The 13983-nt window shown below is 72.0% G+C and carries 15 protein-coding genes; 7 read left to right on the top strand and 8 right to left on the bottom strand.

Annotated elements, in window-relative coordinates; translation table 11 throughout:
* Positions 1-58: 58 nt before the first annotated feature.
* From ACFVAJ_RS20200 to ACFVAJ_RS20185, 4 genes are all read right to left on the bottom strand, one after another.
* On the bottom strand, positions 59-919 hold the full coding sequence (locus ACFVAJ_RS20200; RefSeq protein ID WP_376947375.1) for a DNA-formamidopyrimidine glycosylase family protein: 861 nt from the start codon (positions 917-919) through the stop codon (positions 59-61).
* 62 nt (positions 920-981) lie between these two features.
* Positions 982-1410: a PPOX class F420-dependent oxidoreductase gene (locus ACFVAJ_RS20195; RefSeq protein ID WP_376947373.1), complete on the bottom strand. Its 429-nt coding sequence runs from the start codon at positions 1408-1410 to the stop codon at positions 982-984.
* A 44-nt stretch (positions 1411-1454) separates the two neighbouring features.
* Positions 1455-3134 (bottom strand): ABC-F family ATP-binding cassette domain-containing protein, encoded by a 1680-nt coding sequence (locus ACFVAJ_RS20190; RefSeq protein WP_376947371.1) that lies wholly within the window; start codon positions 3132-3134, stop codon positions 1455-1457.
* Between the two features lie 13 nt (positions 3135-3147).
* Positions 3148-3486 (bottom strand): NIPSNAP family protein, encoded by a 339-nt coding sequence (locus ACFVAJ_RS20185; protein WP_376947369.1) that lies wholly within the window; start codon positions 3484-3486, stop codon positions 3148-3150.
* 88 nt (positions 3487-3574) lie between these two features.
* Between ACFVAJ_RS20185 and ACFVAJ_RS20180 the strand changes: the two genes are divergently transcribed.
* The 5 genes from ACFVAJ_RS20180 to ACFVAJ_RS20160 all read left to right on the top strand — a co-directional run bounded on the left by ACFVAJ_RS20180 (position 3575) and on the right by ACFVAJ_RS20160 (position 9249).
* Positions 3575-4153 (top strand): 1-acyl-sn-glycerol-3-phosphate acyltransferase, encoded by a 579-nt coding sequence (locus ACFVAJ_RS20180; RefSeq protein ID WP_376947368.1) that lies wholly within the window; start codon positions 3575-3577, stop codon positions 4151-4153.
* Between the two features lie 80 nt (positions 4154-4233).
* Positions 4234-4632: a hypothetical protein gene (locus ACFVAJ_RS20175; RefSeq protein WP_376947366.1), complete on the top strand. Its 399-nt coding sequence runs from the start codon at positions 4234-4236 to the stop codon at positions 4630-4632.
* An 80-nt stretch (positions 4633-4712) separates the two neighbouring features.
* Complete coding sequence (locus ACFVAJ_RS20170; RefSeq protein ID WP_376947365.1) at positions 4713-5189, top strand: DUF2975 domain-containing protein; 477 nt, start codon at positions 4713-4715, stop codon at positions 5187-5189.
* Positions 5189-5437: a helix-turn-helix domain-containing protein gene (locus tag ACFVAJ_RS20165; RefSeq protein ID WP_376947363.1), complete on the top strand. Its 249-nt coding sequence runs from the start codon at positions 5189-5191 to the stop codon at positions 5435-5437. Before ACFVAJ_RS20170 ends, ACFVAJ_RS20165 begins: the two co-directional genes overlap by 1 nt.
* Positions 5434-9249, top strand: a complete 3816-nt coding sequence (locus ACFVAJ_RS20160; RefSeq protein WP_376947361.1) for an SCO7613 C-terminal domain-containing membrane protein — start codon at positions 5434-5436, stop codon at positions 9247-9249. The genes ACFVAJ_RS20165 and ACFVAJ_RS20160 overlap by 4 nt, the downstream gene beginning before the upstream one ends.
* Positions 9250-9262: 13 nt before the next feature.
* Here the strand turns inward: ACFVAJ_RS20160 and ACFVAJ_RS20155 are convergent, their stop codons facing one another.
* Positions 9263-9865, bottom strand: a complete 603-nt coding sequence (locus ACFVAJ_RS20155) for a class I SAM-dependent methyltransferase (RefSeq protein WP_376947359.1) — start codon at positions 9863-9865, stop codon at positions 9263-9265.
* 143 nt (positions 9866-10008) lie between these two features.
* Here ACFVAJ_RS20155 and ACFVAJ_RS20150 point away from each other — a divergent pair, with 143 nt between their 5' ends.
* Positions 10009-10353, top strand: coding sequence for a LysR family transcriptional regulator (locus ACFVAJ_RS20150; RefSeq protein WP_376947357.1), 345 nt, complete (start codon positions 10009-10011; stop codon positions 10351-10353).
* Between the two features lie 19 nt (positions 10354-10372).
* Here ACFVAJ_RS20150 and ACFVAJ_RS20145 read toward each other — a convergent pair whose 3' ends face one another.
* On the bottom strand, positions 10373-11881 hold the full coding sequence (locus tag ACFVAJ_RS20145) for a hypothetical protein (RefSeq protein ID WP_376947355.1): 1509 nt from the start codon (positions 11879-11881) through the stop codon (positions 10373-10375).
* 120 nt (positions 11882-12001) lie between these two features.
* Between ACFVAJ_RS20145 and ACFVAJ_RS20140 the strand changes: the two genes are divergently transcribed.
* Positions 12002-12751 (top strand): patatin-like phospholipase family protein, encoded by a 750-nt coding sequence (locus ACFVAJ_RS20140; protein WP_376947353.1) that lies wholly within the window; start codon positions 12002-12004, stop codon positions 12749-12751.
* A 21-nt stretch (positions 12752-12772) separates the two neighbouring features.
* On the opposite strand, the gene ACFVAJ_RS20135 is transcribed toward ACFVAJ_RS20140, so the two are convergent.
* Together ACFVAJ_RS20135 and ACFVAJ_RS20130 are read right to left on the bottom strand one after the other, a co-directional pair.
* Positions 12773-13321, bottom strand: coding sequence for a GNAT family N-acetyltransferase (locus ACFVAJ_RS20135; RefSeq protein WP_376947351.1), 549 nt, complete (start codon positions 13319-13321; stop codon positions 12773-12775).
* Positions 13322-13359: 38 nt separating this feature from the next.
* The gene (locus ACFVAJ_RS20130; RefSeq protein WP_376947349.1) at positions 13360-13932 is read right to left on the bottom strand and encodes a dienelactone hydrolase family protein; all 573 of its coding nucleotides are present in this window, start codon (positions 13930-13932) and stop codon (positions 13360-13362) included.
* Positions 13933-13983 lie beyond the last annotated feature (51 nt).

The raw sequence follows: 13983 nt of genomic DNA, 5'->3' as shown, positions 1-13983 counted from the left end.
CTAGGGGGCGGGCGGGCCGGCGGCGTGGGGCGCGAAGCCCGGGACCGTCCTCCGCGGGTCATCCGGGCAGGTGTTCGCCGCCCGTCTGACACGTCGGGCAGTACTCGGCGGTCGTGCTCGCGAACGAGAACTCCCGCACGGTGTCGCCGCACACCGGGCACGTCTCGCCGGCCCGGCCGTGCACGCGCATTGCGGCGACCTTCTCGGCCTTGAGCCGGTCGATCGGCACGCCGCGACGCGCGTCGACGGCTGCTCGGACGACGCCCGTCGTCGCGGCGAAGAGGCGATCGAGCGCGGCCTCGTCGAGGGTCGACGCGTGGGCCACGGGCGAGGCCTTCGCCGCATGCAGGATCTCGTCGGAGTAGGCGTTGCCGATGCCGGCCAGCGACTCCTGCTCCTGCAGGATCGCCTTCGTCTGCTTGCGACGACCGACCACCGCCGCGTCGAATGCTGCGCGGGTGAACGCCGCGTCGGCGGGGTCGGGCCCGAGCTTGGCGACGGCCGGCACCTCGCGCGGCTCGTCGACGACCCAGACGCCGAGCGAGACCCAGTCGCCCGCGTCGGTGAGTTCGAGGTCGAGGCGGTCGCCACCGGTGCCCTCGAAGGAGAGGATCGCGAGCGTCGGCGGCGGGTCGCCGGCATCGTCCTGAGCAGGGGCGGGCCCGTCTCCCGCCGCCCACCGCGCCCAGCCGTGTCGGCCGAGCGACACGACGAGGCGGCCGGCCTCGCCGAACACGAGGTCGATGAGCTTGCCGTGCCGTTCGACGCCCGTCACCGCCTCGCCGACGAGCGACTCGGGCGGCCGGCCACGCGTCTTCTCGATGCGGAACTCGACCACGTCGACGCCGGTGAGCGCTCGCCCCGCGAGCCGGGCGTCGAGCTCGTCGGCCAGTGCCTGCACTTCCGGTGACTCGGGCATGCGCACATGCTCGCACACCCCGCCGACGGCGTCAGCCCCCCTGCCCGGCCGGCCCATCGAGTTCAGCCGTGCCGTGCCGCCGCCGCGAGTTCGATCACGAGCGCCGTCGACCGCGAACCGGGGTCGCGGGCCTCGCGCGCGGCGCGGATCTCGCGGTACCGGTCGCCGTACTTCGCCGTGAGCGCCGCGTCGAGCACGGCGCGCACCTCGTCCGCGTCGTCGACGCGGGCGATCCCGTCGAAGACCTCCGCGTCGTCGGCGAGCACCCCGCGCACATCGGATGCCACGAGCTGCACCCGCTCGGTGTGCGCCAGGCGCTTGACCTTGCCGGAGCCCGCCACGGTCGTCACGAGCAGGCGCTCGCCGTCGCGCACGACCCAGACCGGGGTATGCACGGCGTGCCCGGTACGGCGGAAGGTCGTGAGCCGGATGTACTTCGAGTCGCCGAGGGCGAGGAATCCCTCGAGTCCGTCGGCGGCGGTCCCGGGCATCCGTGGGTGCTCTTCTGCCGAGGCGGCCGGGACGGGCGCGCCCGTCATGCCTCGGTCACCTGCCCGCCGTCGACGCTCCAGCGCCGGTCGAGCTGCACGTGTTCGAGCATGCGCCGATCGTGCGTCACGAGCAGCAGCGTGCCCTCGTAGCTCTCGAGCGCCTGTTCGAGCTGCTCGATCGCGGGAAGGTCGAGGTGGTTCGTCGGCTCGTCGAGCACGAGCACGTTGACGCCGCGAGCCTGCAGCAGGGCCATGCCCGCGCGGGTCCGCTCGCCGGGCGAGAGGTCGTCGACCGGCCGCAGCACGTGGTCGGCCTTCAGGCCGAACTTCGCGAGCAGGGTGCGCACCTCGCCCGAGCTCAACTCGGGCACGAGCAGCTCGAACGCGTCGGCCAGCGGCGCACGGCCGGCGAGCTGCGAGCGGGCCTGGTCGATCTCGCCGATCGCCACCGAGGAGCCGAGGCTCGCCCGCCCGCCGTCGGGCGCGATGCGGCCGAGCAGCACGCCGAGGAGCGTCGACTTGCCTGCCCCGTTCGGCCCCGTGATGCCGATGCGGTCGCCCGCCTGCACCTGCAGCGAGACGGGTCCGAGCGCGAAGTCGCCCCGCGTGACCGATGCCGCGTCGAGGGTCGCGACGACGGCCGACGACCGGGGTGCCTGCCCGATCGTGAACTCGAGCTTCCACTCCTTGCGCGGCTCCTCGACCTCCTCGAGGCGGGCGATGCGGCTCTCCATCTGGCGTACCTTCTGCGCCTGCTTCTCGCTCGACTCGGTCGCGGCCTTGCGCCGGATCTTGTCGTTGTCGGGCGACTTCTTCATGGCGTTGCGCACGCCCTGGCTCGACCACTCGCGCTGCACGCGGGCGCGGGAGACGAGGTCGGCCTTCTTCGACGCGAACTCCTCGTAGTCCTCGCGCGCGTGCCGGCGCACGGTCTCGCGCTCCTCGAGGTACGCGTCGTAGCCGCCGCCGTAGAGGCGGTTCGAGTGCTGGGCGAGATCGAGCTCGAGCACCTTCGTCACGGTGCGCGCGAGGAACTCGCGGTCGTGGCTGACGAGCACGACGCCGCCGCGGAGGCCGGCGACGAACGCCTCGAGCCGGGCGAGCCCGTCGAGGTCGAGGTCGTTCGTCGGCTCGTCGAGCAGCACGAGATCGAAGCGCGAGCAGATGAGGGCGGCGAGGCCGACGCGGGCCGCCTGCCCGCCCGAGAGGCCGGTCATGAGCGAGTCTGCGGTGACGGCATGGGCATCTCCGGCGCCGTCGCCGACGGCGAGCCCGAGCTCGGCGAGCACCGCGGGCAGGCGCTCGTCGAGGTCGGCCGCCCCCGAGGCGAGCCAGCGTTCGAGCGCGACCGAGTACTCCTCGCCCGGGTCGACCCCGGCGGGGGGTTCGGCGAGCGCGAGCAGTTCGGCCGCGGCATCCAAGCGGGCGGATGCCTCGGCGCACCCCGTACGCCGGGCGACGTACTGTGCGATCGTCTCGCCCTCGATCCGCTCGTGCTCCTGCGGGAGCCAGCCGACGAAGGCATCGGCGGGAGCCAGCGACACGGTGCCGGCGAGGGGCGCGATCGCGCCGCCGAGGATGCCGAGCAGCGTCGACTTGCCCGCGCCGTTGGCGCCGACGACGCCGACGACGTCGCCCGGTGCGACCGTGAGGTCGAGGTCGTCGAAGAGGGTACGGTGGGCGTATCCGCCGGCGAGGCCCTGGGCCACGAGTGTTGCAGTCACCGGACAACCCTAGTCAGCGCGAGGCTGGGAGCTTCGCCGATTCGAAGACGGGCGCGAGGAAGCGGCGCTCGTAGCGGCGGATGCACTTCGTCTCGACGGCGAAGCGGTACGCCTCGATGCACTCGGCGTCATCGGCCGAGGCGAGGCGGTACTGCTCGTATGCCGCGAGCGACGGGAACGTGAACAGCGCGAACGCCTCGTCGCTGTCGCCCTCGCTCGGCAGGAAGTAGCCGTGGTGCGTGCCGCCGAGTCGATTCACGAGCCCGATCCAACGCTGCCCGTACTCGCGGAACTCGGCGATCTTGTCGGCATCGATCTCGTAGCGCAGGTGCACGGTGACGGGGTTGCTCATCCGAGACATCCTGCTGCATCCGACGCCGGCCTCGCGAGCGCGGCTACGCATACCGACACAGACATATGCGATCGCATACGGTTGCCGCATGCTGCGTCGTCTCGTCTCCAGTGTCTACTGGGCTCTCAGCCGGTGGACCCTCACGGGCGAGCCGGCACCCGCCCGTCCCACGGTGCTGGTCGGGGCGCCGCACACCTCGAACTGGGACTTCGTGCTCATGCTCGCCATCGCCTGGCGGCTCGGCATCGACGTGCGCTGGCTCGGCAAGAAGAGCCTGTTCACGGGCTGGCGCGGTCCGATCATGCGCGGGCTCGGCGGCATCCCCGTCGATCGCGCCGACCCGAGCCGCGTCGTCGGCGAGGTCGTCGAGCGCATCCGCGCCGGCGAGGTCTTCGGACTCGTCGTCACCCCCGACGGCACCCGCGGTGCGCACGAGTACTGGAAGTCGGGGTTCTACCGCATCGCCCGCGAGACCGGCATGCCGGTCACCCTCGGCTACGTCGACCGCACCACGATGACGACCGGCCTCGGCCCGACCTTCCAGTTGACCGGCGACGTCGGCGCCGACATGGACCGCATCCGTGAGTTCTACGCCGACAAGGCGGGTGTGCGTCCCGCGCAGCGCGTCGAGCCGCGCCTGCGCGAGGAGTCGGCGCCCGGCGCCTGAGCCGCGACCCCCTCACGCGGGATCGCACCTCGGCCGCGGTCGGGGTATCGGCGAGCCTCGTCTGCGGCCAGCATGGAGCCATGACTCGCTACGCCATCGACGCGGAGGTCGCGCTGCGGATCGTCCGCGGTGACCTCTCGCCCGATCCCGGCCATCAGCTCGTCGCTCCCGCGGTGCTCCGCTCGCACGTGCTCGCCATGCTCTACCGCGACGTGCACGAGGGACGGATCGATGAACGGACCGGGCGCGAGCAGCTCGAACGACTCGCCGAGCTGAAGGTCCGACTGCTCGGCGACCGGGTGTCGCGCTCGGTGGCGTGGAAGCTCGCCGCCCGGCTCGGCTGGACGGAGCTCGGGCCGGCCGAATACCTCGCCGTCGCGTCGCTGCAGGCCGACGCGCTCGTCACGACCGACGAACTCCTCGCCGCAGCGGCCCGCGAGGTGATCCCGCTCGCGGCGCCCCGCGACCTCGAGCAGTGACGTCGCGCGGGACTACCGCTTTCGGTCGTCGATATGTATCGTTTGTCGATAGCTACATACCGATTACCGATAGGAATCACATGCAACGGCCGACCATCCTCGCGCTCAAGGCGCTCATCGCCGTGATGCTCCTGCTGCTCGTCTCCTGCCAGCTCTTCCTCGTGCCGGGCACGGCGCGCAACCTCGCCGAGGACTACCCCGAGCTCGCAGGACTCCAGGTTCCGGGCATCGTCATCGCCGTGCTGTTCCTCGTGTGCGTCGAGGTCGTGATGCTGTGCGTATGGCGGCTGCTCTCGATGGTCGGGGCGCAGAGCATCTTCAGCTCCGACGCCTTCCGCTGGGTCGATCTCATCCTCGGCTCGATCATCGCGGCGACCCTCCTGATCGCCGTCGCCGCGGTGCTCCTGTTCACCGCCGGCGTCGCGAACCCCTCGGTGCAGCTGCTCTGCGCCCTCGGCATCGTCGTCGGCTCGGGTCTCGCGCTCCTCGTCGGCGTCATGCGCGGGCTCCTCCAGAACGCGGCCCAACTGCAGCACGATCTCTCCGAGGTCGTCTGATGGCCATCGTCATCGACCTCGATGTCGAACTCGCCCGCCGCAAGATGTCGGTCGCCGAGCTCGCCGCCGCGATCGACATCACGCCCGTGAATGTCTCGGTGCTGAAGAACGGCCGGGCGAAAGCGGTGCGGTTCTCGACGCTCGACGCGATCTGCCGCGTGCTCGAGTGCCAGCCGGGCGACATCCTGCGCTGGGTGCCCGACGGCGCGGACGCCCCGGCCCACCCCGGATCGGAGGTGTCGGCATGACCCTGCCCAGCTCCTCCCCCACCCGCGGCTGGAGCGACGCCGCCATCGCCTACCTGCTCGATACGACGGCGTGCCCGGTGTGCGCAGGCGATCGACTGCGCGACGGGCGCTGTGCGACGTGCGGCGCGGTCGTCGATGCCGCGCTCGGCGCCGAACTCGCGGCCGCGTCCGCGCAGGCGGCGGCCGCGATCCGTGGGCGACAGGCGGTCGTCGACCGAGTCGCCATGCCCGCCGCAGCGGCCGCCCCGGTCGTGACATCGGATGCCGCGGCGGCCCCTCCTGCCGCAGCGACCCACCCCGTGGCATCCGCGCCGATCGCGACGCCGCCCGCCTCACGGCCCGAGTCGACCGCGACCGTCCAGTCGGTGCTCGCCGTCGCGGGCGCCGGGCTCCTCGCCGTCGCGGCCGTCGTCTTCACCTTCTTCAACCCCGACCTGACCGACCACGGCGTGCGCAGTGCGATCCTCGCGGCGATCACCCTCGTGTTCCTCGGCGGCGCATGGTGGCTCGCACGGCGCGGCCTGCGCTTCTCGGCCGAGTCGGTCGGGGGCCTCGGTCTCGTCTTCGTCGCCCTGGATGTCTCGTCGTTCGTCGAACTCGCGGTCGATCCGGCGAGCGCGTGGCTGGCCGCCGCCTTCGGCACGCTCGTGGGCGGTGCGGCGATGGCGGCACTGGGCCTCCTCGCGCGCATCCGCATCTGGCTGTGGGCATCGCTCACGGCGCTCGCCACCGTGCCGGCCATGTTCGGCTACGCCGGAGGAACGGCCGGTGCCGCACTCGTCGGACACCTCGCCACGGCCTTCACCGCATTCGCCCTCATCGCCCTCGCCCGCCGTGTCGCGCGGCGCTTCGGTGCACCCCTCCGCGCCGAGGAGCGCACGCTGACCGTGATCCAGGTCGCGGCGGTCCCCCTCACGCTCATGCTCCTGCCGTTCGTCGAGACCCCGACCGACGCGACCCTCTGGCTGCTCGTCGCCGGCACGTTCGCCGCCGTCGCCGTGCTGGGCTCGATCTCCGTACGGCACCCGGCTCGCGGGCTCTGGAGCACGGTCGCCGGGTTCGCCGGAGTCGTCGCGATCGCGGTGCTGCCGTTCGGAACCGGGCTCGACGACGTCCCCGACTCCTGGATCCTCGTGGTGTTCGTCGGCAGCGCACAACTCGGCGTCATCGCCGCATGGCTGCTGATGCCGAGACTGCCCCGACTCGTGCCGGGCGCGTTCAGTGCCGGAGCACTGCTCGCGGCCGGGGCATCCGCTGTCCCGGCGACGGTCGCCGGGATGATCGCCGTGCTCGTCACCTTCGTGGGCTCGATCTCGCCGAGACCGTACGGACCGCCGATCGAGTCGCCCGCCGACGTCGTCGGCGTGGCGGCCGCGTGCGCCGCCGCAGCGCTCGGGTCGGCCGCGCTCGCGGTCATCTCCTCGCGCCGGCGTGCACGCGGCGCGGTCTCGGACGACGTCGAACCGGTCTCCGTCGTACGGATCGCCGTCGACGGGGCGTTCGGCACCACCGCGGTGCTGCTCGGCATGCTCGCCTGGCTGCAGCTTGCCTGCATCCCCGCCCTCGCGCTCGGGGCGCGCATCGCGATCGTGCTGGCCCTCACGCTGACGGTGGCCGTGCTCCTGCGGTTCGTCGCCGTGCTCCGACCGCGCACGCTCGTCGGCGGTTCGCTCCTCGGCGGCGCGCACCTGACCGTCGTGCTCGGCGCGGTCATCGCCAGCACGGATGCCTCGACGCAGCCGTGGGCCGGAGTCGCGGTGCTCATCGGGGTCGGCGCGCTCGCGCTCGTGACCCCGGCCATGCTGCGCTTCCTCTACGTCGGTGCCGGGTTCGCCTACGCGCTGACCGTGGTCGCGACGGTGCTCGGGACGACCGAGCTCGCGGGGATCGCGCAGTGGTGCCTCACGACCGCCGTCGGCCTGCTCGTCGCGATCGTCGCGACGTTCCTGCCGCGCGTCGGCGCCCGCTCGTGGTGGGCGATCCTCGCGGTCGCCGCCGTGCCCTTCGGCATCGGCATCGTGCAGGTGCTGTTCGAACGCAGCGGATGGACCGCGCTCTCGACCGGACTGATGCTGCTGCTCGCCGTTGCCCTCGTGATCACTCGGCGCCCCGGCCTCGGCATCTCCCTGCGCACCGCGGCCGCGGCGATCGTCGTGCCGAGCGCGGCGGTCGTCATCGTCTGCCTCGGCGCCGAGGTGCTCGCCGGCAGCGCCTCCCCGGTCGTGCTGCCCGTCATCGCCGGGCTCACCGCCGCCATGCTGCCCGCGAGCGCCGCGATCGGGCGTGCGCTCCAACGCCACGGGCTCGGCGCCGCGCCCGCCCGGGCCGCTCGCGTCGCCGTCGAGGTCTCGACGCTCACCACCGGTGCGATCACCGTGCTGCTCTCGCTCCTGCGCAGCGCCGCCGGCCTCGAGACGACGTTCATCGTGTTCGTCGTCCTCGGGCTCGGGGCGACGGCGATGGCCGTCGTGCAGCGTCGTCGACTGGGCTGGTGGCTCGCGGCCGCGAGCTTCACGGGCGCGCTCTGGAGCGCCTGGGGTCTCGCCGGCATCACCGACGTCGAGGCGTACCTCGTGCCGCCGGGACTCGGTGCGGCACTCGTCGGTGCGGTGCTCACGGTTCGCGGTACGCGCGCGGTCGCGCTCGTGGCATCCGGCCTGCTCGTCGCGATCGTGCCGACGATCGCCGTGCTGCTGCTCTCGATCGGAGGCGCCGACGGCGCGAGCCTCGCCGCGGACGCCCGCGGGTGGGCGCTGATCGGCGCGGCGTGGCTGCTCGTCGCGCTCGGACTGCTGCTCGGTCGTAGTGGCGCGAGGGGCCGCGATCTCAGTGCGCAGGCTGCGCGACTTCGGATGCTGCGACCGGCCGTGTTCTCAGCCGCGGTCGTCGCCGCATCGGGGGCGGCGCTGCAGGGTGCTCGCCTCGGCCTCGACGGCATGCCCGACTCGCCGGCCGTCGGTATCCCGCTCGTGCTCGTCTGCGCGGGCGTGGGCCTGCTCGGCGCCGTCGCCGCCTTCATCGCCGGTCGCGGAATCAGCGTGACAGGTGCGCCCGGCTCGGCACGTGCGCGCACGCGCTGGCTGACCGCACCCGCCCTCGCGTTCGTCGCCGTCGCGGCGTGGCCCGCGATCCGACCCGAATGGCCCGAGATCTGGTCGATGTGGGCGCTCATGCTCGCCCTGCTCACAGTCATGCTGATCGCGGCCATGCGTTCGGTCACCGCCCGCACGAGCCTGCCGCCCGTGTGGTTCGTGTTCGTGCTCGCGTTCGTGACCGCGGTGGTCGCGTGGAGCCCGCGCGAGCTGCGCGTCGAGTGGTTCTCGGTGCCGCTCGGGCTCTTCCTGCTCGCTTCCGGGGTCGTCGCGTTGCGGCGCGGCGATGGCGCGACGGCGGCCCCCGCAGCGCAGGGCGGCGGCTCGCTCGCGGCACGTCTCACGGCGTGGCCGGCCGGGTGGCGAGGTTCGTGGGCGCTGCTCGCACCCGGCCTCGTGGTGCTCCTCTCGGCCTCCATCACCGCGACCTTCACCGACCCGCAGACCTGGCGTGCGATCCTCGTCATCGTGTTCGCCCTCACGGCGATCCTCGTCGGCTCGGCGCGAAAGCTCGCGGCGCCGTTCCTCATCGGCATCATCGTGCTGCCGATCGAGAACGTCGTCGTCTTCGCCGTGCAGATCGGCCGCGGCATCGAGTCGATGCCCTGGTGGATCACGCTCGCCGTCGTCGGCGCCGTGCTGCTCATCATCGCCGTGACGGCCGAGCGGCGAACCGGGGCGCAGCAGGGCATCGCGGCACGGCTCGGCGATCTGCGGTGAACCGCAGGGTGGGTCAGACGGCGCGGCGCGCGAGGATCGCCCCGTACGGGCGGCTGCCCGGGTCGTGGCGTGCGTGGGTCTCGACGATCTCGAAGCCCGACGCACGCAGCGCGTGCGACATCTCGCCGACAGGCCAGTGGTACGCCGTCACGACCGCATGGTCGAAGGGCTCGAGCCGGGCGCCGTCGAAGAAGCCGAGGAGCAGCGTGCCGCCGGGGCGGAGGCACCGGGCGAACTCGTCGAGGATCGCCGGCACCGCGCTCGGCTCGGTGTGGATGACCGAGTACCACGCGAGCAGGCCTCCGAGCGAGGCATCCTCGACGGGCAGCGAGCCCAGCTCGCCGATGCGATAGTCGACGTCGGGAAAGCGGCGGGCGGCGATGTCGACGAACTCGGGCACGAGGTCGATGCCGAGCACTTCGAGGCCGCGCTCGTGCAGGAACGCCGTCCAGTGACCGGGCCCGCAGCCGGCGTCGATGACCCTGCCGTCGATCGTGTCGGCCCAGCGCCCGATCAGGTCGCGGTCCTGCTCGGCCGAGTCGCCGACCGAGCCGAGCAGCTCGGTGTACTCGGCCGCGCGCACCCCGTAGTGCTCGCGCACCGCTCGTGTCGTCATCGGTCACCTCCTGCATCCAGTGAAGACCCTGCCACACCGACAGAGTCGCGCCCATGGGTTCCTGCGCGGCCTGCGCAGGAGCGAACACCGACTCACGTACCCTGAGATCACCGCGATACGCGCGGACTGACGAAGGGCCTCCCGTGAAGATCGCCGATCTCCGACGATTCATCGCCGTCGCCGAGGAGCTGCACTTCCCGCGCGCCGCGGAGCGGCTCGGCATCCCGCTCGCCTCCCTGTACACCTCGATCGAGAAGCTCGAGGCCGAGATCGGGCAGCCGCTCTTCACTCGCCAGGCACCGACCCAGCTGACGCCCGTCGGCAAGGCCTTCCTGCCCGAAGCCGAGGAGCGGATCGCCGCCGCACCGCCGCCCGCCGAGAAGCCCCAGGCGAGGGCCGGCGGCAAGGCGAAGGCCTCGAAGGGCAAGGGGCGCGCCCCCATCGTGAAGGGTCAGCCGAAGCCGTACAAGAAGCGCCAGGGCCGCTGACGACGAGCCGCGTCGCCGCCTAGTCGGCCTGAGCGATTCCGCGGGCGCGCAGCTCGCGGACGTACCGGAAGTCGGCGTCAGCGCGACGGCCGTGCGGATCGACGATGAGCGTGACGTCCTCCCACCCGTACTGGATGAGTTCGTCGAGCCCGACGACGAGCGCCGAGCGCCCCGCGTCGATCGACTCCCAGTCCGATCCGGCCGCCGACTCGGCGGTGACGACGACGTGGAGCTCGGGGTTGCGTCGGATGAACCTGGACGGGTACCCCCGGATCGTGATGTCGCCGGTCGCCTCCCGCAGGTCGAGCATCCATTCGGGGTCGTCGAGACGAGCACGGTGCCACGCCGCATAGCGCCGGTTCGTCTCCGGGTCGAGATCCGAGATCGAGGCGTTCAGGATGAGATGCTCGATGCGGCCCCGCAGCGTCACCCGGCGCAGTTCGCACCCGAAGACGAACGACGAGTTCACCGTGGAGGCGATCCCGTCGATGACGACGTCTTCGAGCACGGCCCCGTTCACAGAGGCCGGGGAAAGCTCGAGGTCGGTGACGTGGACGCGCGCGATCCTCGGTCGCTCCTCGGCGGTGCTCGCACGCGCGACGCTGCAATCGAGGAGCGTGATGCGCTGCGCCGACACATCGGCGAGTTCGCCGCCCGCGTCGAGTCGGATGCCTCGGACGACCGTCCGGGGCGCGATTCGGCGTCGGCGACGTTCGAGGATCGCCGCGGCCGAGCCGCTCGCCAGGGCGGCCGTCTGCGCGAGTGTCTGGCCGTCATCCGCCGGGTCGGGCTCGTCGAAGAGCCCGGTGACCGCGGTGAGGCCACCACCGCGCCCGAGGTGCGGCGCGGCCGCGACGATCCCGTCGTGGACGGGGTGCGCGCTCGCGAGACCGGACGGGAACTCCACGGAGGTCACGACCTCGGCCGACGCCTCGTCGATGACGACGAGCTGCTGGCGGCCGCCCGGATGCGAGCTCGTGGCACCGAGGAGCACGCCGTCGTCGCGATGCAGCACGCGCTCGACGCCCGCACGCGCGGCGACTTCGCCGACCGGTTCGACCGCGCCCGTGCGCCGCTTCCGTCGTCGCACGACATCGAACGCTTCGAGCGAGACGAGCGACTCCATCGTCGCGCGCCTGTTGCCCACGACGACGTGGGCGTGGTCGTCGTCGTCGAATCGCAGCAGATCGTTGTACTTGCCGATCTTCGCGCTGAGTCGACGGGTGACCTTCATCGCCTGGAGATCGAACTCGAACAGGCCGTAGTCGCACAGCAGGAGCGCTCGGGAGCCCGGCAGCGCCAGTGCGGCGGCGAGCATGCCGCGAACGCCCTTGCCGACGCGCCACGATCCGTCGCGGAGGTCGAGCACCCCGATCCTCACCGACTCGCGCCCTTCGACCCACGAGGTCACCAGGAATCGATCGTCGAGCACGCACGTTGCAGTGCGGTAGCGGTCGCGAGCGTCCTCGGGTACCGGCAGCGGGAGGTCGAGCACGGCCACGGCGAGGTCTCGGGTCCGTCGGCGCATGCTCGGAGACTACGTCACAGCGCGGACATCCCAGGGCGCTCAGGGTTCTCACTGCGGCCGCACAGCATCGCCCCACATGGACCGGATACGGTCGACCGCAGACAGATCGGAGAACCGGACGTGACTGCGAGCGATCCTGCCCTCGGCCTCACCCTGAGCGGTGGCGCTGCATTCGGCGCCGCACACGTCGGTGTGCTGCACGAGCTCGAGGACCGTGGCATCCGGCCCGGCATCGCCGTCGGTACGAGCTCGGGCGCGCTGATCGCCGCCGCCTACGCAGCCGGCTTCGACGCGACGGAGATCGAACGCGTCGCCCTCGCCTTCCGTTGGCGGGAGATCGCCCGCTGGTCGTTCGCCCCGCGGCTCGGGCTGCTCGACTCGCGTGCGATCGACGACGGCGTGCGACGCGTCTTCGGCTGCGATCCGCTGATCGAGGAACTCCCGCGCCGCTTCGGCGCGGTCGCCACCGATCTGCTCACCCGTCGCGCGGTGACCATCGACCACGGGCCCCTGAGCGTCGCGCTGCGGTCGACCATCGCGGTACCGGGCCTGCTCGCACCCGTCCGTCGCCACGGCGCGCTCCTCGCCGACGGGGGCATGGTCGACAATGTTCCGTTCGCGGCCGCGCGCGAGCTCGGCGCCTCGCGCGTCATCGTCGTGCGCCTGCACGCGAAGTTCGAGAACGTCCGCATGATGCGCACGGTGAGCCGCACGGCCGACCTCGTGCGCGACCCGTCGGTCGTGCTCGTCCAGCCCGAGATGGAGGGCATGGCGCAGTGGACGATGGCGGATGCGCCGCGCCTCATCGCCGAGGGTCGCCGTGCCGCGGCGCTCGCGCTCGATGCCGCATCCGAGCTCGCAGCCGTCTGAGGCCCCTCGCCGTTCGCGCGCTCAGCGCTCCCAGTCGCGCCGCAGCAGGCCGTACACCCAGCTGTCGGAGACGTCGCCGTTGACGATGCAGTCCTCGCGCAACGTGCCTTCGCGCTCGAAACCGAGCTTCTCGAGCACCCGGGCCGAGGCCACGTTGCGGGTGTCGGTCTCGGACTGGACCCGGTTAAGGTCGAGCGTGTCGAAGGCCCAGCCGAGTACGGCGCGAGCCGATTCCGTCGCGTAGCCGTGCCCCCAGCTCGACTGCGTGAAGCAGTAGCCGAGCGACGCGCTCTTGAAGTCCGGATCCCAGCTGTTGAAGGTGCACCAGCCGACGAACATCTGGTCGCTCGTCCGTTCGATCGCGACGCGCGCACCGGTGCCCTCCTCCTCCATCCGTCGGCATCCGGCCATGAAGCGTTCGATCGACGACCGGTCGGTCCACGGTGGAGAGTCCCAGTAGCGCAGCACGTACGCGTCGCTGTTCAGCGCGAAGAGGGCATCGGCGTCGCCGTCGGCGAAGGGACGCAGTCGGAGTCGTTCGGTTTCCAGGGTGGGTGTGGGCAGGGTCACCTCGACATCGTCGCACGATCGCCCCGCGCGCGCCTTGCTCAAACCGTCGTCGCGAGGAACCCCTTCACCCGCTCGATGAGCAGCGCCGACGCCTCGGGGTCGTACGCGTCGAGCGAGGAGTCGGCGAAGAGATGCTGGTCTCCGGGATAGACGAACAGCTCGGCATCGCTCGTCGACGCGACGAGCTCGCGTGCGGCCGGCAGGTCCTCGTCGAAGAACTCGTCGCCCTCCTTGCCGTGGATCTGCACCGGAACTCCCCCGGGCCACGCTCCCCCGAACTCCGACACGGGGATGCACGAGGACATGAGCAGCGCCCCTCGGGCGCCGGGCCGGGTCTGCGCCAGCCGCTGGGCGATCATCACGCCGAAGGAGAATCCGGCGTAGACGAGCTCGGGACCGAACTCGTCCGCCGCAGCGGCGCCGCGCTCCCGGATGGCCTCGAAGCCCGCCTCGCGCGCGAACGCGAACCCCTCCTCGATGCTGTCGAACGTGCGTCCGTCGAACAGGTCGGGCGTGTGCACGGTGTGACCGGCCCGCCGCAGCTCGTCGGCGAACGCGCGCACTCCGTCGGTCAAGCCCTGGATGTGGTGGTACAGCAGCACTTCGGCCATGTCAGCAGTCTTCCTCGTTGAATGATCGATCTATTTGGATCATTCGACGAT

Source organism: Agromyces sp. NPDC057679, assembly GCF_042799635.1.
In the GTDB taxonomy this organism is placed as follows: domain Bacteria; phylum Actinomycetota; class Actinomycetes; order Actinomycetales; family Microbacteriaceae; genus Agromyces.
This window is presented reverse-complemented; position numbering and strand designations above follow the sequence as displayed.